The organism is uncultured Alsobacter sp. (genome assembly GCF_945952055.1).
Classification (GTDB): domain Bacteria; phylum Pseudomonadota; class Alphaproteobacteria; order Rhizobiales; family Beijerinckiaceae; genus Alsobacter.
Window position 1 is genome coordinate 15,439 of sequence record NZ_CAMFHB010000009.1, and the last position, 15,597, is coordinate 31,035.

The window sequence follows — 15,597 nt, forward strand, 5'->3', positions numbered from 1 at the left end:
GCGCCCACCCTCCCCTGCAGGGGAGGGTGGCAGCCGCGAAGCGGCTGTCGGGTGGGGGCGGTGGTCGGGAATTTTCGCGATGCCGGGGCCGTCCCCGACAACGCGCCTCATCCTGAACCGGGGTCCCCACCCCCGGCCTTCGGCCGGCTCCCTCCCCTGCAGGGGGGGATCGCGCTCCGGCCGTCAGCCTCGTTCTCAATCCTCGTCGTGCACGAGCGCGATGACGCGCAGCGGGCTGCCCGAGCCGTGCTCGATCTTCAGCGGCGCCGTCACGATCACCGCGCCGGTCGGCGGCAGCTTGTCGAGGTTGCACAGGCTCGCGAGGCCGAACTTGTTCGAGCCGTGCATGAGCGCGTGCGCCGGGAAGGCGGGTTCGAACGAGAAGGCCTGGCCGGCGTCGGTGCCGACGGCCTCCACGCCCCAGCCGTTGACGTCGCGCTCGACGAGCAGGCGCACCGCGTCGGCGTTCGGGCCGGGCACGTGCGGGCCGTCTTCCTTCATGTTGAGGAACTTCGCCGGGTCCTCGCGCTTCGACCAGTCGGTCCGCATCAGCACCCACGAGCCCTTCGGGATCGTGCCGTGCTTCTTCTCCCAGGCGAGGATGTGCTTGGGGGTGAGCAGGAACTTCTCGTCCTTCTTCGCCTCCTTCGAGCAGTCGATGACGACCGCCGGGGCGATGAAGCGCTGCACGGGCACCGTGTCCGTGGCGCCGTCGCGGTAGTCCTTGCCGGTGACCCAGTGGATCGGGGCGTCGAAGTGGGTGCCGGTGTGCTCGCCCATGGCGAGGTTGTTCCAGTACCAGGCCGGGCCCTTGTCGTCGTAGCGCGAGATCTCTTCGATCGAGAACGGCGCGGAGGGCGCGAAGGGCGGGGGCAGCTGGATCACCGGCGTCGACGGACGCAGGGTCTGCGTCAGGTCGATGACCTTGATCTTTTCCTTCGCGATGGCCTTGGCCAGTTTCGTCAGCAAGTCGCTCATGTCCTACCCCTCTCGCCTGCGCTGTTTTGCATGAACCGTGCCGTGGTCACAGCACACGGCCCGGATTGAGAATGCCTGCCGGATCCAGGGCTGCCTTGACGCTCGCCATCAGCGCGAGCTCCGGCTCGCTGCGCGACAGCTTGAGATAGGGGCGCTTCATGCGCCCGATTCCGTGTTCCGCCGAGACCGACCCGCCGAGCCGCGCGGTGAGGTCGTAGACGACCTTCTCGATCGCGAGCTTGTTCTGCGTGGAATAGACCTTGGGACAGGCATTGACGTGGAGGTTGCTGTCGGCGATGTGCCCGAACACGACCCAGATGTTGTCCTCGGCCGCACCCGGCATCGCCTCGCGCAGACCGACGATGGCCTCAGCCATGCGGTTGAGCGGGATCGACACGTCGAACCCGACCTGCCGGGGCAGGAACTTGCCGTATTCGTAGACGCTCTCGCGCAGCTGCCACAGCTTGTCGCGCTCGGCCTTCGACTTGGCGATGACCGCATCCTTCACGAGGCCCTTCTCATAAAGGCCGCCGAGAAACTCCTCGAACACCTCGGGGCCGCCATCGCCCGTCGGCGCCTCGACGAGCAGATAGAGGTCGTGGCCGCGCGGGATGGGCGCCGGTACGCCGATCGTCGTCGTCGCGATGCCGTAGAACTCGCTCCACATCGCCTCGAACACGAGCAGGCCCGCGGGCAAGGCGCGCTCGGCGGCGCGCAGGACCTGGATCGCCTCGTCGGCGCCGTCGACGGCGAGCACGGCCGTCTGGATGTTGCGGGGCCGGGCATGCAGCATCAGCACGACCCGCGTGACGACGCCCAGCGTGCCCTCCGAGCCGATGAACATCTGCGTCCAGTCGTAGCCGGCGTTGTTCTTCATCATCTTGTTCAGCGAGCGCACGATGCGCCCGTCGGCGAGCACGACCTCGAGGCCGAGCACGTTCTTGCGCGCCATGCCGTAGCGGAGCACCTGGTTGCCGCCGGCATTTGTGGCGATGTTGCCGCCGATGGAGCACGAGCCGCGCGCGCCCAGGTCGATGCCGCACATCAGGCCGGCATCCTCGGCCGCCTGCTGGATCATGATCAGAGGCGTGCCGGCGAGCGCGGTGAGGGTGTTGGAGGCGGTGTCGACCTCCTCGATGCCGACCATGCGCTCGAGCGACAGGGCGACCTCGCCTTCGCCCGGATGCGCGCCGCCGGCGAGCCCCGTGAGGCCGCCCTGGGTCACCACGGCCTGCTTGTGGGCGTGGCAGATCTCCAGTGCCTTGGAGACCTGCTCGGTGCTGCGCGGCAGGACCAGAGCCGCCGGGCTTTGCGGCGGCAGGCCGACCTGGTCGGCGAAGTTGCGCTGCGGGATGTCGGCGCCGGTCTTGACGACGTCGGGGCCGAGGATGGCGAGCAGGTCCTGGATCGCGGCGTTCATGCGGGGCGAGCCTCGAAGGTGCAGAGCGGAGCGCCCATGGCGGCGCAGGCAGTTTCGCGTGCGACGGCGGGCTTGTCGAAGACGAGCGTGGCGACGGCCCGCACCATGCCCCGCATGGGGGCGCAGACCGGGATGTCGGACGGGCCGTAGCCCTCGGCAAACGGGCTGTTGCGGACCGCCACGAAGAGGCGATCCGGCTCGATCGTCACCTCCCACGTGCCCCAGCCGAGCTGGGGCGCCGTGGCGGCGACGATGCGGGCGAGGTCGGCGCCCTCGCCGCCCATGGCGCGGTAGGCCCGCGCGCTGTCGGAGCCGCCCTCGAAGATCGAGGCCTCGAGCGCCTCCAGCGCGGCGATCCGGGTCGGTCCGTCCAGGCGCTTGAACATCCCCATGAACCCGTCGGGGCGCAGCATGAAGTAGCGCCGCGTCTGGTCGAGAATCTCGCCGGTGGCCGGCTCCCAGACGAGCCGTTCGCGGAAGCTCGGGGAACTCATGGGCGCTGCTCCTCGACATAGCCGGCGCCGTTCGCGGCCTTGTTGGCCGGCGTGGCGGAGACGGCCGGCGATGGCGCGGGCCTGGGCGAAGGCTTGGGCTCCGGCGGCAGCGCCGGGCCGGCGGGCGTGCGCGCCATGAAGCCGGCCGTGGCCTGGCCGAAGCCGCGCATCAGCACGTCGACGTCGTTGCTCGTGACCACCATACGGTAGCCCTTCTCGCGCCGCGCCCGGGCGCCGTCGAGGTTGCCGGTGAAGCAGCCGCACAGCGTCCACTCGGCCTTGCAGGCCGCGTGCACGGTGGCGCAGGCCACGTCGTGGCGCGCGTCGAAATGGGGGAAGGTGCCGAGAGACAAGGCGAGGTCGCCGGTGCCGATGAACACCATGTCGACGCCCTCGACCGCGGCGATCTCGCGGGCGTTCTTCACGCCCTTCTCGGTCTCGATCATGACGACGACCACGATGCCGCGCTCGCAGCCGTGGACGTAGTCGACGAAGTCGCAGAGCGGGCGCACGCCGCCACCGGAGCGGTTGCCGTGCGGCGGGAAGCGCGCGGCATCGACCGCCTTGCGCGCTTGCTTCGCCGTCTCGACGAGGGGGACGATCACGCCCTCGGCGCCGGCGTCCAGCGCCTGCCCGATGGCGAGCGGGGAGTTCTCGGCGACGCGCACGAGGACGGGAATGTCGGAGGGCACGATGCCGATCGCCTCCTCCATCGCCCGGCGCTCCCACAGCCCGTGCTGCAGGTCGAGCACGATGGCGTCCGGGCGGGCCTTGGCCGCGATCTCGGTCATCGCCACGCTGCCCATCATGAGCCAGGTGACGCCCAGCGTCTCGCCCTTGTCGAGGCGGTAGCGCAGGGTCGGGCGGCGCGGGTCGAACATCGGCTCTACTCCTACTCGACGCTCTTGTACTGCCCGTCGCCATACACGAGCGCGCGGGATCCGGGCGGGCCGAGATGCACATCCCCAACCTGGCCGATGACGATGTGGTGCGACCCCCAGTCCATGACCTTGGCCACCACGCATTCGAAGCTGACGCGGGCTCCCACGAGCAGCGGCACGTCGTGCTCGCTGCGCACCCAGTGCCCGTAGATGAAGCGGCCCGTGCCGCGCACCGCGAGCTGGCCGCCGAAGGCCCGCGCCACGTCCATCTGGTCGTCGGCGAGCACGTTCACGGAGAACTCCGCGCCATCCTTCAGCGCCGGCGCCAGCGACGCCGAGCGGTTGACGCAGACGAGCAGCGACGGCGGATCGGCCGAGAGCGAGCAGACAGCCGTCGCGGTGAGGCCGGCGGCGGTGCCTTCGTGGCCCTGGACGGCGACCACGGTGACGGCGCCCACGAGCGAGCGCATGCCCTGCTTGAAGGGGGCGGCGCCGGCAGCGCGGGCGGTTCCGTTGGCCATGCCGTCCTCAGCTCACGCGCAGGCCGGCCTGGCGCATCAGCGGCAGGACGCGGTCGCAGAAGAAGGGGAGCTCGTAGGTGTAGTTGACGAAGGTGAGCGCCGCCCCGGCATAGCCCTCGGCGGAGATCCGCACCATGTCCTCGACGATCTTCTCGGGCGTGCCCACGAGCGGGAAGCTGCCCGCCCCGCCGGCGAAGCGCTGGCGATAGAGGTCGTAGGAATTCTTGTCGTGCGAGTTGGAGAACTCCTTCTTGCCCGCCATGTGCGCGTCGACCGCGGCATGATCCGCCTCGGTGACGGCGTAGCGGGTGTAGTAGTCCTCGGCCTCCTTCTGGGTCTCGCGGCACACCACGTGGCAGACCGTGTAGATGCCGACCTCGCGGCCGACCTTGGCGCTGCGCTCGCGGATGTCGGCGACGTGGCGGCGCCCGTCCTCGATGTCGGTGAAGGTGGAGAACAGATAGTCGCAGTGCTGGGCCGCGAAGTCGCGCCCCGGACCGCCGAAGGCCGCGTTCATCGTCACCGGGCGCGGCACCTGCACGCTCGCCGGCCGGCTCACGACGCCCTTGAGGTCGTAGTACTCGCCCTTGAAGTCGAAGGGCTCGTTGGAGGAGTAGGCGCGCTCGATGATCTCGACCCACTCGGCCGCCTGGACGTAGCCCTTCTCGCCGAGCGCGACGCCGAACATCGCGAATTCCTGCGGGTTCCAGCCGCAGACGAGGTTGAGCCCGGCCCGCCCCTTGGAGATGTGGTCGACGGTGGCGAGCGCCTTGGCGGCGTAGAGCGGATGCACGATCGGCACGTGCACGGTCATGAACAGGCCGATCCGCTCCGTGGCCGAGGCGAGGCCCGCGGCCCAGGTGAACGTCTCGAACGACCACTCGCGCACGCGATTCTTGCCGCCGAAGCCCTTCCAGCGCGCGATGGGCAGGAAGAACTCGAGGCCGGCCCGGTCGGCGATCCCGACGGCGTTCAGGTTGTCGTCCCAGCGGGCGCGCCAGCGCTCGGAGACGTCCGTGATCGCCAGCCCGCCGTCGGCGTTGGCGGAGAACACGCCGAGCTTGAAGCGGTTGGGCCCCTTGAGGGGATGCGGCTTGACGATCATCGGGCGTCCTCGGCGGCGGGCGACTTGCTGGCAGGCGACTTGCTGTCAGGCGTCTCGGCGGCATCCTCGCGGTCGAGCTCGGCCTTGCGGACGCTGAAGAAGGCTTCCTCGGCGGCGGCCATGAAGGTCGCCATGCGCTTGGCGGCCGCCGTCGGGTCACGGCGCAGGAAGGCATCGTAGAGGCCTTCGAGACCGTCGGCCACGACCTTGCGCGTCCCCGATCCGCGCAGCGTGCCGAGCCGGACGGTCTGCACGTGGTCCACGAAGCGCGCGATGGTGTTGGCGAGCCGCTCGTTGCGCACCGCGCCGAGCCAGGCGGCACGGAAGCGGATGTTGGCGACGATGAGGCGTTCCACGTCGTCGAGGCGCGAGGCCTCGCGGGCCTCGCGGATCGCCGCCGTCAACTCGGCTTCGGTCGGCTCGTCGAGGTCGCGTGCCGCGTTGGCGGCGGCCTGCGGCTCGAGCAGGCGGCGCACCTCGAAGATGTCGCGGATGTCGGAGAGCGCCAGGCGCGGAACCATGAAGCCGCGGGTCGTGCCGGCGAGGTAGCCCTCGTTGGCGAGCCGCAGCAGGGCCTCGCGCACCGGCATGCGGGAGGTGCCGTAGGCGCTCGCGATCTCGGTGTCGACCAGGCGGACGTCGGGCCCGATCTCGCAGCGCTGCAGCCGCTGGCGCAGGTCGGCGTAGATGCGCTCGCTGAGGCTGTCGGGCTTCGACAGACGCGCCACGATCTCCGACGGTGCATTCAGCCTTCGAGCCATGCCATGATGCCTGCCGCAAGGTGCCGGCCGGGCCATTGCCGCCGACATTGGATACCGTATACAGTTGTGCCGACGACCGTCAACGGCGCTCTTCGCCGATGACGTCTCCACGCAAAGGACAGCCCGCATGACCGCAGCCGGCGCACCCGATCCGCGCACCATGGCGCGCCTCGCCGAGATCCTCGCCTTCGACACCGTGAGCCGCAGTTCCAATCTCGCCTGCATCGACTGGGCCCGTGCCCATTGCGAGGCCCACGGCGCGGTGACCCGGCTCGACTTCAACGAGGACCGGACCAAGGCCAACATGCTGGCGACCTTCGGGGAAGGTCCCGGCGGCATCGTGCTTTCCGGCCACGTCGACGTGGTGCCCGTGGACGGCCAGCCCTGGACCGTCGATCCCTTCGCCCTGACCGTGAAGGACGGGCGGGCCTACGGGCGCGGCGCCTGCGACATGAAGGGCTTCGACGCCGTGGTCATGGGGCACGTGCCCGACTACGCGGCCGCCGCACGGGCGGCCGGGCGTCCCATCCACGTCGCCTTCACCTACGACGAGGAGCGCGGCTGCCTGGGCATCCCCAAGCTGATCGAGGCCATGCACGGCTGGGGCATCCGGCCGGACGGCGCCGTCATCGGCGAGCCGACGATGATGCGCCTCGTGAGTTCCCACAAGGGCGGGCGCATCTGGCGCTGCCGCGTGACGGGCAAGGCCGCGCATTCCTCGCTCACCCACCAGGCCGTGAACGCCATCGAGTACGCCGCGGCCATCATCGCGCGCATCCAGCAGATCTCCGACCGCGAGCGGACGCAGGGGCTGCGCGTCGAGGGCTTCGACGTGCCCTTCACCACCATCTCGACGAACCTCTTCTCGGGCGGCAACGGCTCCAACATCGTGCCGGCGCTGGCCGAGTTCCTCTTCGACTACCGCTTCGTGCCGGGCTTCGACCCCGAGACGATCATGGCGGACCTGAAGGGTCTCGCCGCCGAGCTCGAGGGGCGCATGAAGGCCGTGGCGCCGGAGACCGGCATCGCCTTCGAGCTCGTCAACAAGGTGCCCGCGCTCGACGCCAAGCCGACCGACGAGATCTACGCGATGTCGCTGGCGCTGCTGCCCGACAAGACGGTCGAGAAGGTGGCCTACGGCACCGAGGCGTCGTTCTTCCAGGACTACGGCGTGCCCTCGATCGTGTGCGGTCCGGGCTCCATCGAGCAGGCCCACAAGGCCGACGAGTTCGTCGCGCTCGACCAGCTCGCGGCCTGCGACCGGTTCATCGGCGATCTTCTCGGCACGATGGGCCGGCGCAAGGTTTGACAGGCGCGCGCCGCTGAACGAAAGCAGGGGCGAGAGACCACGCCATGTCCAAGCCTGCACCTCGCCTCAAGGCCCCCGCCACCGCACCGCGCACCGTCGCGGCGCGGGCCAAGCGGGCGACGCCGCCCGCTCCCGCGTCGGCCTCCGAAGACCTGGACCTGGAGACGCGCGTCCGCGCCGACCACCACGCGTCGGTGCGCCTGTGGCTGCGCCTCCTGTCCTGCACCAACCTCGTCGCCGCCGAGCTGCGCCGGCGCCTGCGCGAGGAGTTCGACTGCACGCTGCCGCGCTTCGACCTGATGTCGCAGCTCGAGCGCGCGCCCGACGGCCTCAGCATGTCGGAGGTGTCGAAGCGCATGATGGTGACCAACGCCGCCATCACCGGCCTGACCGACCGCCTCGTCGCCGATGGCCACGTCGAGCGTGTCGACGACGCGAGCGACCGCCGCACCTTCCGCATCCGCCTGACCCCCGAGGGCCGCGCCTACTTCCTCCGGATGGCCCGCAAGCACGAGGGCTGGGTGGTGGAGATGTTCGCCGGCCTCGACGACCGCAAGAAGACCACGCTGCGCGACCTCGCCGGCGAGCTGAAGCGCAACCTCCGCAAGGGGTGAGGGGGAGCGATCCGCGCTCCTCCCAACCAAAGCACCAAAGCCCCTCATCCTGAGCCACGGCCCGCAGGGCCGTGAGTCGAAGGACGCACAACGGTGCCGCTGCACCGCTCTTCGTCCTTCGACTCGGCCGCTTTGCGGCCGGCTCAGGATGAGGGGCTTTGTGTTTGCCCCAAAATCTGGAGACGACCCGCCTTCACCGCCTCAGCGACAACGGGTTGTCCATGAGCGCGGCGCGGTCGGGCGTGTCCACGGCGGGCGTGCCGGTGAAGGCATCCCACAGGCGGCGGACGAAGCTTTCCTCGAGGTCCCGCGTGATGAACACGAGGCGCGTGCGGCGGTCCTCGTCGGGCCAGCGCGGCAGCACCACGGGCGGGTGCATCACGTGCTGGACGCCATGCAGCACGATCGGTCGCTCCGGGTCCTCGACGGTGCGCACGAGACCCTTGAGGCGCAGGAGCTTCGGGCCGTGGGCGGACGGCAGCAGGGTCAGGAACAGGTCGAGCGCGGCGACCGGGATCGGCACGTCCGTGGCGAGCGAGAAGGCGCGCACGTGGGCATCGTGGCGGCTCACGTCGTGGGGGCTCTGGTCGGAGCCCGCGCCGTGGTCGTGGCCTTCATGCCCGGCCGCGTCGCGGAAGGCCTCCTCGCTGAGCCAGGTGGCGACGTCCGCGATGCGCCCCGTCGCGGGGTCGAAGGGACCCGCATCGAGCAGGGCCTGCGCGGTCGTCTCGGCGGCCACGAGCTGCCTGGCGCCCGGGTTGAGCCGCCGCAGCCGCCGCCGCAGGGCCTCGGTCGCCTCGGGGCTCGCGAGGTCCGTCTTGGTGAGCACGATGCGGTCGGCCACCGCGGCCTGCTTCACGGCCTCGGGGTAGGTATCCAGCGTGTCCTCGCCGTTGACGGCGTCCACCACCGTGACCACGCCGTCGATGCCGTAGCGTGTCGACAGCAGCGGATGGCTGATGACCGAAGCCAGGACCGGCGCCGGGTCGGCCAGTCCCGTGGTCTCGATGAGCACGCGCCGGAAGGGCGAGACGGTGCCCTCGGTCCGGCGCTGCAGCAGGTCCTCGAGCGTCGCCACGAGGTCTCCGCGCACCGAACAGCACAGGCAGCCCGACGAGAGCAGGATCATGTCCCCCTCGACCGCTTCGACGAGCAGGTGGTCGAGCCCGATCTCGCCGAACTCGTTGATGAGCACGATCGTGTCCGACAGGGCGGGATCCTTGAGGAGCCCGTTGAGCAGCGTCGTCTTCCCGGCGCCGAGGAAGCCGGTGAGGATCGTCACGGGCAGGGGCGCGGCCAGGCTCACGACGCGGCCTCCTGCGCGGCCGCGGGGGCCTCCTCGCGCCGGCTGAGCAGGATGTTGGCGACGATCGCGGCGATGACGAGGGCTCCGCCCGCATATTGCAGCGGCGCGAGCCGCTCGCCGATGACGATCGCCGCGGTGATCGCGGCGATCACCGGCTCGGCGCAGTAGGTGAGGCCGGCAGCGACCGCCGAGATCCGCGCGAGCGCCATCAGCGTCAGCGAGAAGCCGACGAGAAATCCGGCCACGTGGAAGAACACCGACCAGGGCGCCGACGCCAGAGCCGCCGGCGGCGCGATCCCCCCGGTGACCAGCGCGACCACCAGCGAGATCGGCAGGATGACGACGTGGATCCAGAACAGCTTCGGCCAGGTGCCCACGCCGGCCAGGCGCGTGGCGACGAAGAACTGCCCCGTGGCGCTGAGGCTCGCACCGGCCGCCAGCAGGAGCCCGACCGGATCGAGGTCGCCCCAGGCCGGTCCGACGACGAGGACGATGCCGACGAAGGCCGCGAGCGCCACCATGAGCGTCGCCGCCGCCACGGGCTTGCCGTCGACGAAGGGCGAGGCCAGCACGATCAGGACAGGGAAGGTGTAGAAGATCACCGCCGCCACCGCGACCGGGATGAAGGCCACGGAGGAGAGGTAGCACAGCCCCACGCCCGCCGACGTCAGGCTCAGCAGCAGGACGCCGCCGCGCCGCGCCGGAGGCACCTTCAGCGTCTCTCGCATGATGGCCGCGCCCGCGGCCGCCAGCGCCAGCATCAGCACGACGCGGTAGAGCACCAGGGATGGGCCGGGCACGCCGGCGAAGGCCGCCAGCCGCGCGAAGGTGATGTTGAAGCCGTAGGCGGCTGCGCCGCCGAGCGCCATGGCGAGACCGGCTGCGGACGAGGCTGGGGTCATGGGCGAGGGGCGGCGCGGTCGGGGCCGGCGGCGCTCAGGCGCCGCCCGCCGGGTGGGCGAGGCCGGTGGTCTTGCCGGCCGGCTTGGCGGTGGTCTTCGCGGGCGCCTTCGCAGCGGGCTTGGCCGCGGCCTTGGGCTTCGCCTTGGCGGCGGGCTTGGCCTTGGCCTTCACGGGCGCGGCCTTGCCGGTGGGGACCGGCTTGGCCACCGCAGCCTTGGGCTCCGCGGACTTGGCCTCGATGGCGCCGAGCTTCTTCGCATCCGACGGCCTGGCTCCAGACCCGATGCCGCTGCCCGCCTTGAGCGGAACCGCCTCGGCCGGGGCGAGCACGATCGGGCCGGCGCCGGCGGCGACCGGCGCGACGGGGCGGCCGGTCAGGGGATTGACGAGCTTGCCTTTGTCGCCGGCATAGGCCGTCGCCGTGGCGGGCTCGTCGGGCCTGGCGGGGACCGGCCGGGCATTGGCGGCGATCGGCGCGGAGGCCGAGCCGGGCGAGCGGCCGACGAAGACCGGGATGGGCTCGAGCGGAGCCCGTTCGGACAGCGAGCGCGGACCGCGGCTGCCGCGCACGCTCGAACCCGGCACGGCCGCGGCGAAGACCGCGCCGCTGAAGGGCTGGCCGCTTTCCGCGTTCTGGAAGGCGGGGACCTGGACCGGGCCGGCGTCGAGCTCCTCCTCGGAGGCCGGCGGTCCCTTGCGGCGCACGCAGATGTCCTGGCGCATGTTCGGGGCGACCGAGACGGGCGAGCGGGGCAGGCTCTCCAGCGTGCCGCCGCTGAGGCCGAAGAATCCGCCCGAGGTGCCGAAGCCCTTGTCGAGCAGCGCCGCGGCCTTGATCGTCCGGTCGGCCGCCGAAGGCTGCCCCAGCACGACCGCGATGAGGCGCTGCCCGCCCCGCGAGGCGACGGCCACGAGGTTGAACCCCGAGGGGCAGACGAAGCCCGTCTTCATGCCCTCGATGCCCGGATAGCGGCCGATGAGGCCGTTGGTGTTCTTCATCACCCGCTCGCCCAGCTGCACGGCGGGGATCTGGAACAGGTCGGCCTGGTCGGGGAATTCGGTGAGCAGGGCGCGGGCGAGGATGGCGAGGTCGCGGGCCGATGTCTGCTGGCCGGGCACGTGCAGGCCGTTCGGGTTCTCGAAGTGGCTCTCGCGCATGCCGAGCCGCGCCGCCTCGGCGTTCATCATCTCGGCGAAGTTCTCGACGCTGCCGCCGACGCCCTCGGCGATGACGACGGCCATGTCGTTGGCCGACTTCACCAGCATCATCTTCATCGCGTTCTCGAGCGTGACCTCCTGGCCGGGATTCAGCCCGATCTTGGACGGCACGGCGCGCGCGGCACGCATCGAGACGGGGATCGGCGTCTCCCAGCCGATCGCACCCTCGCGCAGGCGCTTCAGGGCCACGTAGGTCGTCATCAGCTTGGTCACGGAGGCCGGATGCCAGGGCATGGTGGCATCCTCCTGCATCAGCACGCGGCCGCTGGCGGCATCGATGACGACGAAGGGGGCCGCGGCTTCGGCGAGGGAGGGGGCCACCAGGGCCGCGACCAGGACTGACCAGGACGCAACGCGGGACAGGAGGCCGGACGACGGTCGGCGGGGTGGCGACATGAAACCCATTCCGAATGTGCGCGAGAGGCCGTGACCGATCCCACCGTCCGCGGGCAGCGACTGCCCCGCCGGCCGGACCTCGGCCATTCCTACTCCGCGCGTGATGATTTGCCTAGCATTTCACCGGCTGGTATCGACCGATCATGGCCGGGATCGGGCAGCCGCGCCAATGCACCACGCTTTCTCGCAGCCTCGGCCCGACCGGCATTCACCGTGACCTGGACGCTCTTCTGGATACCGGCGACCTTCATCGCCGCCGCGGCGCAGACCGCCCGCAACGCCATGCAGCGCAGCCTCACCGCGACGCTCGGCACGGTCGGCGCCAGCCAGGTGCGCTTCCTCTACGGCTTTCCCTTCGCGCTGCTCTTCCTCGCCATGGTGGCGCTCGTGTCGGGCGAGGCGGTGCCCTTCGGCGGGGCGCGGTTCCTGGCCTTCACCGCGGGCGGGGCAGTGACGCAGATCCTGGCGACGGTGCTGATGCTCGCGGCGATGCGCGAGCGCTCCTTCGCCGTCACCACGGCCCTCATCAAGACCGAGCCCGTGCTGGTGGCGATCTTCGGCATCGCCGTCCTGGGCGACCACCTGACCGTCCTGGGGTCCCTGGCCATCCTCTCCGCCACGGCGGGCGTCGTGCTGATGGCGATGAAGCCCGGCACGAAGATGGTCTCCGGCGATGCGCTGCGGCCGGCCCTCTTCGGCGTCGTCGCGGGCGTGTTCTTCGCCGTCTCCGCCGTGGCCTTCCGCGGTGCCATCCTGTCGCTGCCGAGCGGCTCCTTCGTGCTGCGGTCCACGACGACCCTGGCCTGGTCGCTGGGCATGCAGACCGCCATGCTGATCCTGTGGCTCGGCGCGTTCGACCGGCCGGCGCTGTTCAAGAGCTTCGGCGCCTGGCGTCCCTCCCTCTTCGCCGGCTTCATGGGCGCGCTCGCGTCGCAGTTCTGGTTCATCGGCTTCTCGCTGACGAGCGCCGCCAACGTGCGCACGCTCGCCCTCGTGGAGGTGCTCATGGCACAGGGCGTGTCGCGCAAGCTGTTCTCCCAGGAGACGAGCCGGCGCGACCTCGTCGGCATGGCGCTGATCGTGGTGGGCGTCGTCGTCCTCCTATGGTCGCAGGCCTGAGGGACCGTCCCGATCTTGCGGAGGCGGTCCGCGCCCCCCACACTCCGTGGGGCGCGGGGTGACGCGCGCGAGGGAGTGACCGCCATGACCGCATGCATCGTGGGCTGGGCCCACACCCCGTTCGGCAAGCAGGACGCCGAGACCGTCGAGAGCCTGATCGTGAAGGTCGCGACGCAGGCCCTCGAACACGCGGGCCTCGAGGCGGCCCAGGTCGACGAGATCGTGCTCGGCCATTTCAACGCGGGCTTCTCCGCGCAGGACTTCACCGCGTCGCTCGTCCTGCAGGCGGACCCCGGCCTGCGCTTCAAGCCGGCGACGCGCGTCGAGAACGCCTGCGCCACCGGCTCGGCCGCGGTGCACCAGAGCCTCAAGACGATCGCGGCGAAGCAGGCGAAGGTGGTGCTCGTCGTGGGCGTCGAGCAGATGACCCGCACGCCGGGTCCCGAGATTGGGCGCAACCTCCTGAAGGCCTCCTACCTGCCGGAGGACGGCGACACCCCGGCGGGCTTCGCCGGCGTGTTCGGCAAGATCGCCGCCGCCTATTTCCAGCGCCATGGCGACCAGTCGGACGCGCTGGCGCGCATCGCCGCCAAGAACCACCGCAACGGCGTCGCCAATCCCTACGCGCAGATGCGCAAGGACCTCGGCTTCGCCTTCTGCCGTGAGGAGAGCGACAAGAACCCCTTCGTCGCCGGTCCCCTCAAGCGCACCGACTGTTCGCTCGTCTCCGACGGCGCCGCCGCCGTGGTGCTCGCCGACCTGGAGAGCGCCGTCGGCATGCCCCGCGCGGTGGCCTTCCGGGCCGCCCAGCACGTGCAGGATTTCCTGCCGATGTCGCGCCGCGACATACTGACGTTCGAGGGCTGCTCGGAAGCCTGGCGGCGCGCGCTGATGCAGGCCGGCGTGACGCTGGAGCACCTGTCCTTCGTCGAGACGCACGACTGCTTCACCATCGCCGAGCTCATCGAGTACGAGGCCATGGGCCTGGTGCCCGCGGGGCAGGGCGCGCGCGCCATCGCGGAGGGCTGGACCGAGAAGGACGGGCGCCTTCCCGTGAACCCGTCCGGAGGCCTCAAGTCGAAGGGCCACCCCATCGGCGCCACGGGCGTGTCCATGCACGCGCTCACCGCCATGCAGCTGTGCGGCGAGGCCGGCGACATGCAGATCCCGGCGGCCACGTTGGGCGGGATCTTCAACATGGGCGGCGCGGCGGTGGCGAACTACGTGAGCATTCTGGAACGGGTGCGCTGAGCCGCTCTCGAGCGGCCTGCATTCCATCCGCACGTCATGCCCGGGCCAAGCCCGGCCATGACGGCTGAGGGATGGCGGTGAGCTGGAAACGCGTCGTGGTCGCGGCGTGCAGACCCTCTCTGCGCCCTACGTCTCCACCAGCCCCGTGGTGTTCCCCGACGCCACGGAATCACGCCGGCCCTTCGGTGCGGCGAGGTACTCCTGCGAGCGCATCTCGATGAGGCGCGAGACCGTGCGGTCGAACTCGAAGGCCTCGCGGCCCTCGGCCGCGGTGTAGAGGTCCGGCGGTTCGGCGGCGGCGCTCGCGACGAGCTTCACGCCCGCGTCGTACAGCGCGTCCACGAGGATGATGAAGCGCTTCGCGGCATTGCGATGCTCGATGCCCATCACCGGCACGCCGTCGAGCACGACGGTGTGGAAGCGCTCGGCGATGGCGAGGTAGTCGGAGGCGCCGAGAGGCTGCTCGCACAGCTCGTGGAACGAGACGCGCGCCACGCCCTGCGCGGCCCGCGGAACGACCACCTCGCGGCCCTTCACGTGGAGCGTCACCGGCGCCCCTTTCTGGCCGCCGGTGAGCCGCAGGAAGGCATCTCCGAGGGCCTGCTCGGCCGCCTCGTCGGCGGGCACGCGCCAGACCGGGGCACCGCCCAGCTTCTCCATGCGGAAGTCGGTGCGGGCCTCCAGCTTCACGACCTCCATCCGCTCGGTGAGCAGGGCGATGAACGGCAGGAAGAGCGCTCGGTTGAGGCCGCCCTCGTAGAGCCGCGAGGGCTCGACGTTCGAGGTCGCGACCACGGTGACGCCCTGCGCGAAAAGCGCGGTGAAGAGCCGGCCGAGGATCATCGCGTCGGCGATGTCGGTGACGGTGAACTCGTCGAAGCAGAGCAGAGAGGCCTCGGCGGCGAGCGCGCCGGCGATCGGCGGGATCGGATCGGTGTCCTTGATCTCGCCGCGCTTCACCTTCTGCCGGAAGGCGTGGATGCGCTCGTGGACGTCGGCCATGAACGCGTGGAAGTGGGCGCGACGCTTGTCGGGGATCGGCACGTGCTCGTGGAAGAGGTCCATGAGCATCGTCTTGCCGCGGCCGACCGAACCCCAGATGTAGAGGCCGCGCACGATGCTGGGCGCCGCGTTGCGGCCGAACAGCCAGCCGAGCGCGCGGTTCTTGCGCGCCAGCTTGCGCTCGACCAGCGCCTCGCCGAGCGTGACGAAGCGGCGGACGATGGCGCGCTGTGCGGGGTCTTCCTCGATCGTGCCGGCGCTCACGAGAGCCTGGTAGCGGTCGGCGATGGTGGACGGCACGGGAGGCTCCGGCGGGGAT

At 70.8% G+C, this 15,597-nt stretch carries 15 protein-coding genes; 4 read left to right on the forward strand and 11 right to left on the reverse strand.

The window, feature by feature from the left end:
• Window positions 1–195: 195 nt before the first annotated feature.
• From Q0Q47_RS09035 to Q0Q47_RS09065, 7 genes are read right to left on the reverse strand one after another with little or no spacing between them, the layout of a single operon-like run.
• Window positions 196–978: a cyclase family protein gene (locus Q0Q47_RS09035; protein WP_293857689.1), complete on the reverse strand. Its 783-nt coding sequence runs from the start codon at window positions 976–978 to the stop codon at window positions 196–198.
• A gap of 46 nt (window positions 979–1,024) precedes the next feature.
• On the reverse strand, window positions 1,025–2,398 hold the full coding sequence (locus Q0Q47_RS09040) for an FAD-binding oxidoreductase (RefSeq protein ID WP_293857692.1): 1,374 nt from the start codon (window positions 2,396–2,398) through the stop codon (window positions 1,025–1,027).
• On the reverse strand, window positions 2,395–2,892 hold the full coding sequence (locus tag Q0Q47_RS09045) for a V4R domain-containing protein (RefSeq protein ID WP_293857695.1): 498 nt from the start codon (window positions 2,890–2,892) through the stop codon (window positions 2,395–2,397). Before Q0Q47_RS09045 ends, Q0Q47_RS09040 begins: the two co-directional genes overlap by 4 nt.
• Window positions 2,889–3,773: an aldolase/citrate lyase family protein gene (locus Q0Q47_RS09050; protein WP_293857698.1), complete on the reverse strand. Its 885-nt coding sequence runs from the start codon at window positions 3,771–3,773 to the stop codon at window positions 2,889–2,891. The genes Q0Q47_RS09045 and Q0Q47_RS09050 overlap by 4 nt, the downstream gene beginning before the upstream one ends.
• Window positions 3,774–3,784: 11 nt before the next feature.
• The gene (locus tag Q0Q47_RS09055; protein WP_293857701.1) at window positions 3,785–4,294 is read right to left on the reverse strand and encodes a flavin reductase family protein; all 510 of its coding nucleotides are present in this window, start codon (window positions 4,292–4,294) and stop codon (window positions 3,785–3,787) included.
• Between the two features lie 7 nt (window positions 4,295–4,301).
• The gene (locus Q0Q47_RS09060) at window positions 4,302–5,396 is read right to left on the reverse strand and encodes an LLM class flavin-dependent oxidoreductase (protein ID WP_293858107.1); all 1,095 of its coding nucleotides are present in this window, start codon (window positions 5,394–5,396) and stop codon (window positions 4,302–4,304) included.
• Window positions 5,396–6,160 carry a GntR family transcriptional regulator gene (locus tag Q0Q47_RS09065; protein WP_293857704.1) on the reverse strand — a complete coding sequence of 255 codons (765 nt, stop codon included), beginning with the start codon at window positions 6,158–6,160 and terminating at the stop codon, window positions 5,396–5,398. Before Q0Q47_RS09065 ends, Q0Q47_RS09060 begins: the two co-directional genes overlap by 1 nt.
• 127 nt (window positions 6,161–6,287) lie before the next feature.
• On the opposite strand from Q0Q47_RS09065, the gene argE reads away from it, so the two are divergent.
• A complete protein-coding gene (gene argE, locus Q0Q47_RS09070) occupies window positions 6,288–7,469 on the forward strand; it encodes an acetylornithine deacetylase (protein ID WP_293857706.1) in 1,182 nt (393 codons plus the stop codon).
• Window positions 7,470–7,513: 44 nt separating this feature from the next.
• Window positions 7,514–8,083, forward strand: coding sequence for a MarR family winged helix-turn-helix transcriptional regulator (locus Q0Q47_RS09075; RefSeq protein WP_293857709.1), 570 nt, complete (start codon window positions 7,514–7,516; stop codon window positions 8,081–8,083).
• 193 nt (window positions 8,084–8,276) lie between these two features.
• Here Q0Q47_RS09075 and Q0Q47_RS09080 read toward each other — a convergent pair whose 3' ends face one another.
• Genes Q0Q47_RS09080 through Q0Q47_RS09090 form a run of 3 tightly spaced genes read right to left on the reverse strand, consistent with a single transcriptional unit; the run spans window position 8,277 to window position 11,906 of the window.
• The gene (locus Q0Q47_RS09080; RefSeq protein ID WP_293857712.1) at window positions 8,277–9,389 is read right to left on the reverse strand and encodes a GTP-binding protein; all 1,113 of its coding nucleotides are present in this window, start codon (window positions 9,387–9,389) and stop codon (window positions 8,277–8,279) included.
• Window positions 9,386–10,291 carry an EamA family transporter gene (locus Q0Q47_RS09085; protein ID WP_293857715.1) on the reverse strand — a complete coding sequence of 302 codons (906 nt, stop codon included), beginning with the start codon at window positions 10,289–10,291 and terminating at the stop codon, window positions 9,386–9,388. Before Q0Q47_RS09085 ends, Q0Q47_RS09080 begins: the two co-directional genes overlap by 4 nt.
• A gap of 34 nt (window positions 10,292–10,325) precedes the next feature.
• A complete protein-coding gene (locus Q0Q47_RS09090) occupies window positions 10,326–11,906 on the reverse strand; it encodes a serine hydrolase (RefSeq protein ID WP_293857718.1) in 1,581 nt (526 codons plus the stop codon).
• Between the two features lie 213 nt (window positions 11,907–12,119).
• Between Q0Q47_RS09090 and Q0Q47_RS09095 the strand changes: the two genes are divergently transcribed.
• The gene (locus Q0Q47_RS09095; RefSeq protein WP_293857721.1) at window positions 12,120–13,025 is read left to right on the forward strand and encodes a DMT family transporter; all 906 of its coding nucleotides are present in this window, start codon (window positions 12,120–12,122) and stop codon (window positions 13,023–13,025) included.
• An 84-nt stretch (window positions 13,026–13,109) separates the two neighbouring features.
• Window positions 13,110–14,276 carry an acetyl-CoA acetyltransferase gene (locus Q0Q47_RS09100; protein ID WP_293857724.1) on the forward strand — a complete coding sequence of 389 codons (1,167 nt, stop codon included), beginning with the start codon at window positions 13,110–13,112 and terminating at the stop codon, window positions 14,274–14,276.
• Window positions 14,277–14,402: 126 nt separating this feature from the next.
• Here the strand turns inward: Q0Q47_RS09100 and zapE are convergent, their stop codons facing one another.
• Window positions 14,403–15,578 (reverse strand): cell division protein ZapE, encoded by a 1,176-nt coding sequence (gene zapE / locus Q0Q47_RS09105; protein ID WP_293857727.1) that lies wholly within the window; start codon window positions 15,576–15,578, stop codon window positions 14,403–14,405.
• Window positions 15,579–15,597 lie beyond the last annotated feature (19 nt).

Excerpts from the sequence above, each read along its gene's own strand:
- Q0Q47_RS09035 (WP_293857689.1), bottom strand. The coding sequence starts at position 978 with ATGAGCGACTTGCTGACGAAACTGGCCAAGGCCATCGCGAAGGAAAAG.
- Q0Q47_RS09040 (WP_293857692.1), bottom strand. The coding sequence starts at position 2,398 with ATGAACGCCGCGATCCAGGACCTGCTCGCCATCCTCGGCCCCGACGTC.
- Q0Q47_RS09045 (WP_293857695.1), bottom strand. The coding sequence starts at position 2,892 with ATGAGTTCCCCGAGCTTCCGCGAACGGCTCGTCTGGGAGCCGGCCACC.
- Q0Q47_RS09050 (WP_293857698.1), bottom strand. The coding sequence starts at position 3,773 with ATGTTCGACCCGCGCCGCCCGACCCTGCGCTACCGCCTCGACAAGGGC.
- Q0Q47_RS09055 (WP_293857701.1), bottom strand. The coding sequence starts at position 4,294 with ATGGCCAACGGAACCGCCCGCGCTGCCGGCGCCGCCCCCTTCAAGCAG.
- Q0Q47_RS09065 (WP_293857704.1), bottom strand. The coding sequence starts at position 6,160 with ATGGCTCGAAGGCTGAATGCACCGTCGGAGATCGTGGCGCGTCTGTCG.
- argE (WP_293857706.1), top strand. The coding sequence starts at position 6,288 with ATGACCGCAGCCGGCGCACCCGATCCGCGCACCATGGCGCGCCTCGCC.
- Q0Q47_RS09075 (WP_293857709.1), top strand. The coding sequence starts at position 7,514 with ATGTCCAAGCCTGCACCTCGCCTCAAGGCCCCCGCCACCGCACCGCGC.
- Q0Q47_RS09085 (WP_293857715.1), bottom strand. The coding sequence starts at position 10,291 with ATGACCCCAGCCTCGTCCGCAGCCGGTCTCGCCATGGCGCTCGGCGGC.
- Q0Q47_RS09090 (WP_293857718.1), bottom strand. The coding sequence starts at position 11,906 with ATGTCGCCACCCCGCCGACCGTCGTCCGGCCTCCTGTCCCGCGTTGCG.
- Q0Q47_RS09100 (WP_293857724.1), top strand. The coding sequence starts at position 13,110 with ATGACCGCATGCATCGTGGGCTGGGCCCACACCCCGTTCGGCAAGCAG.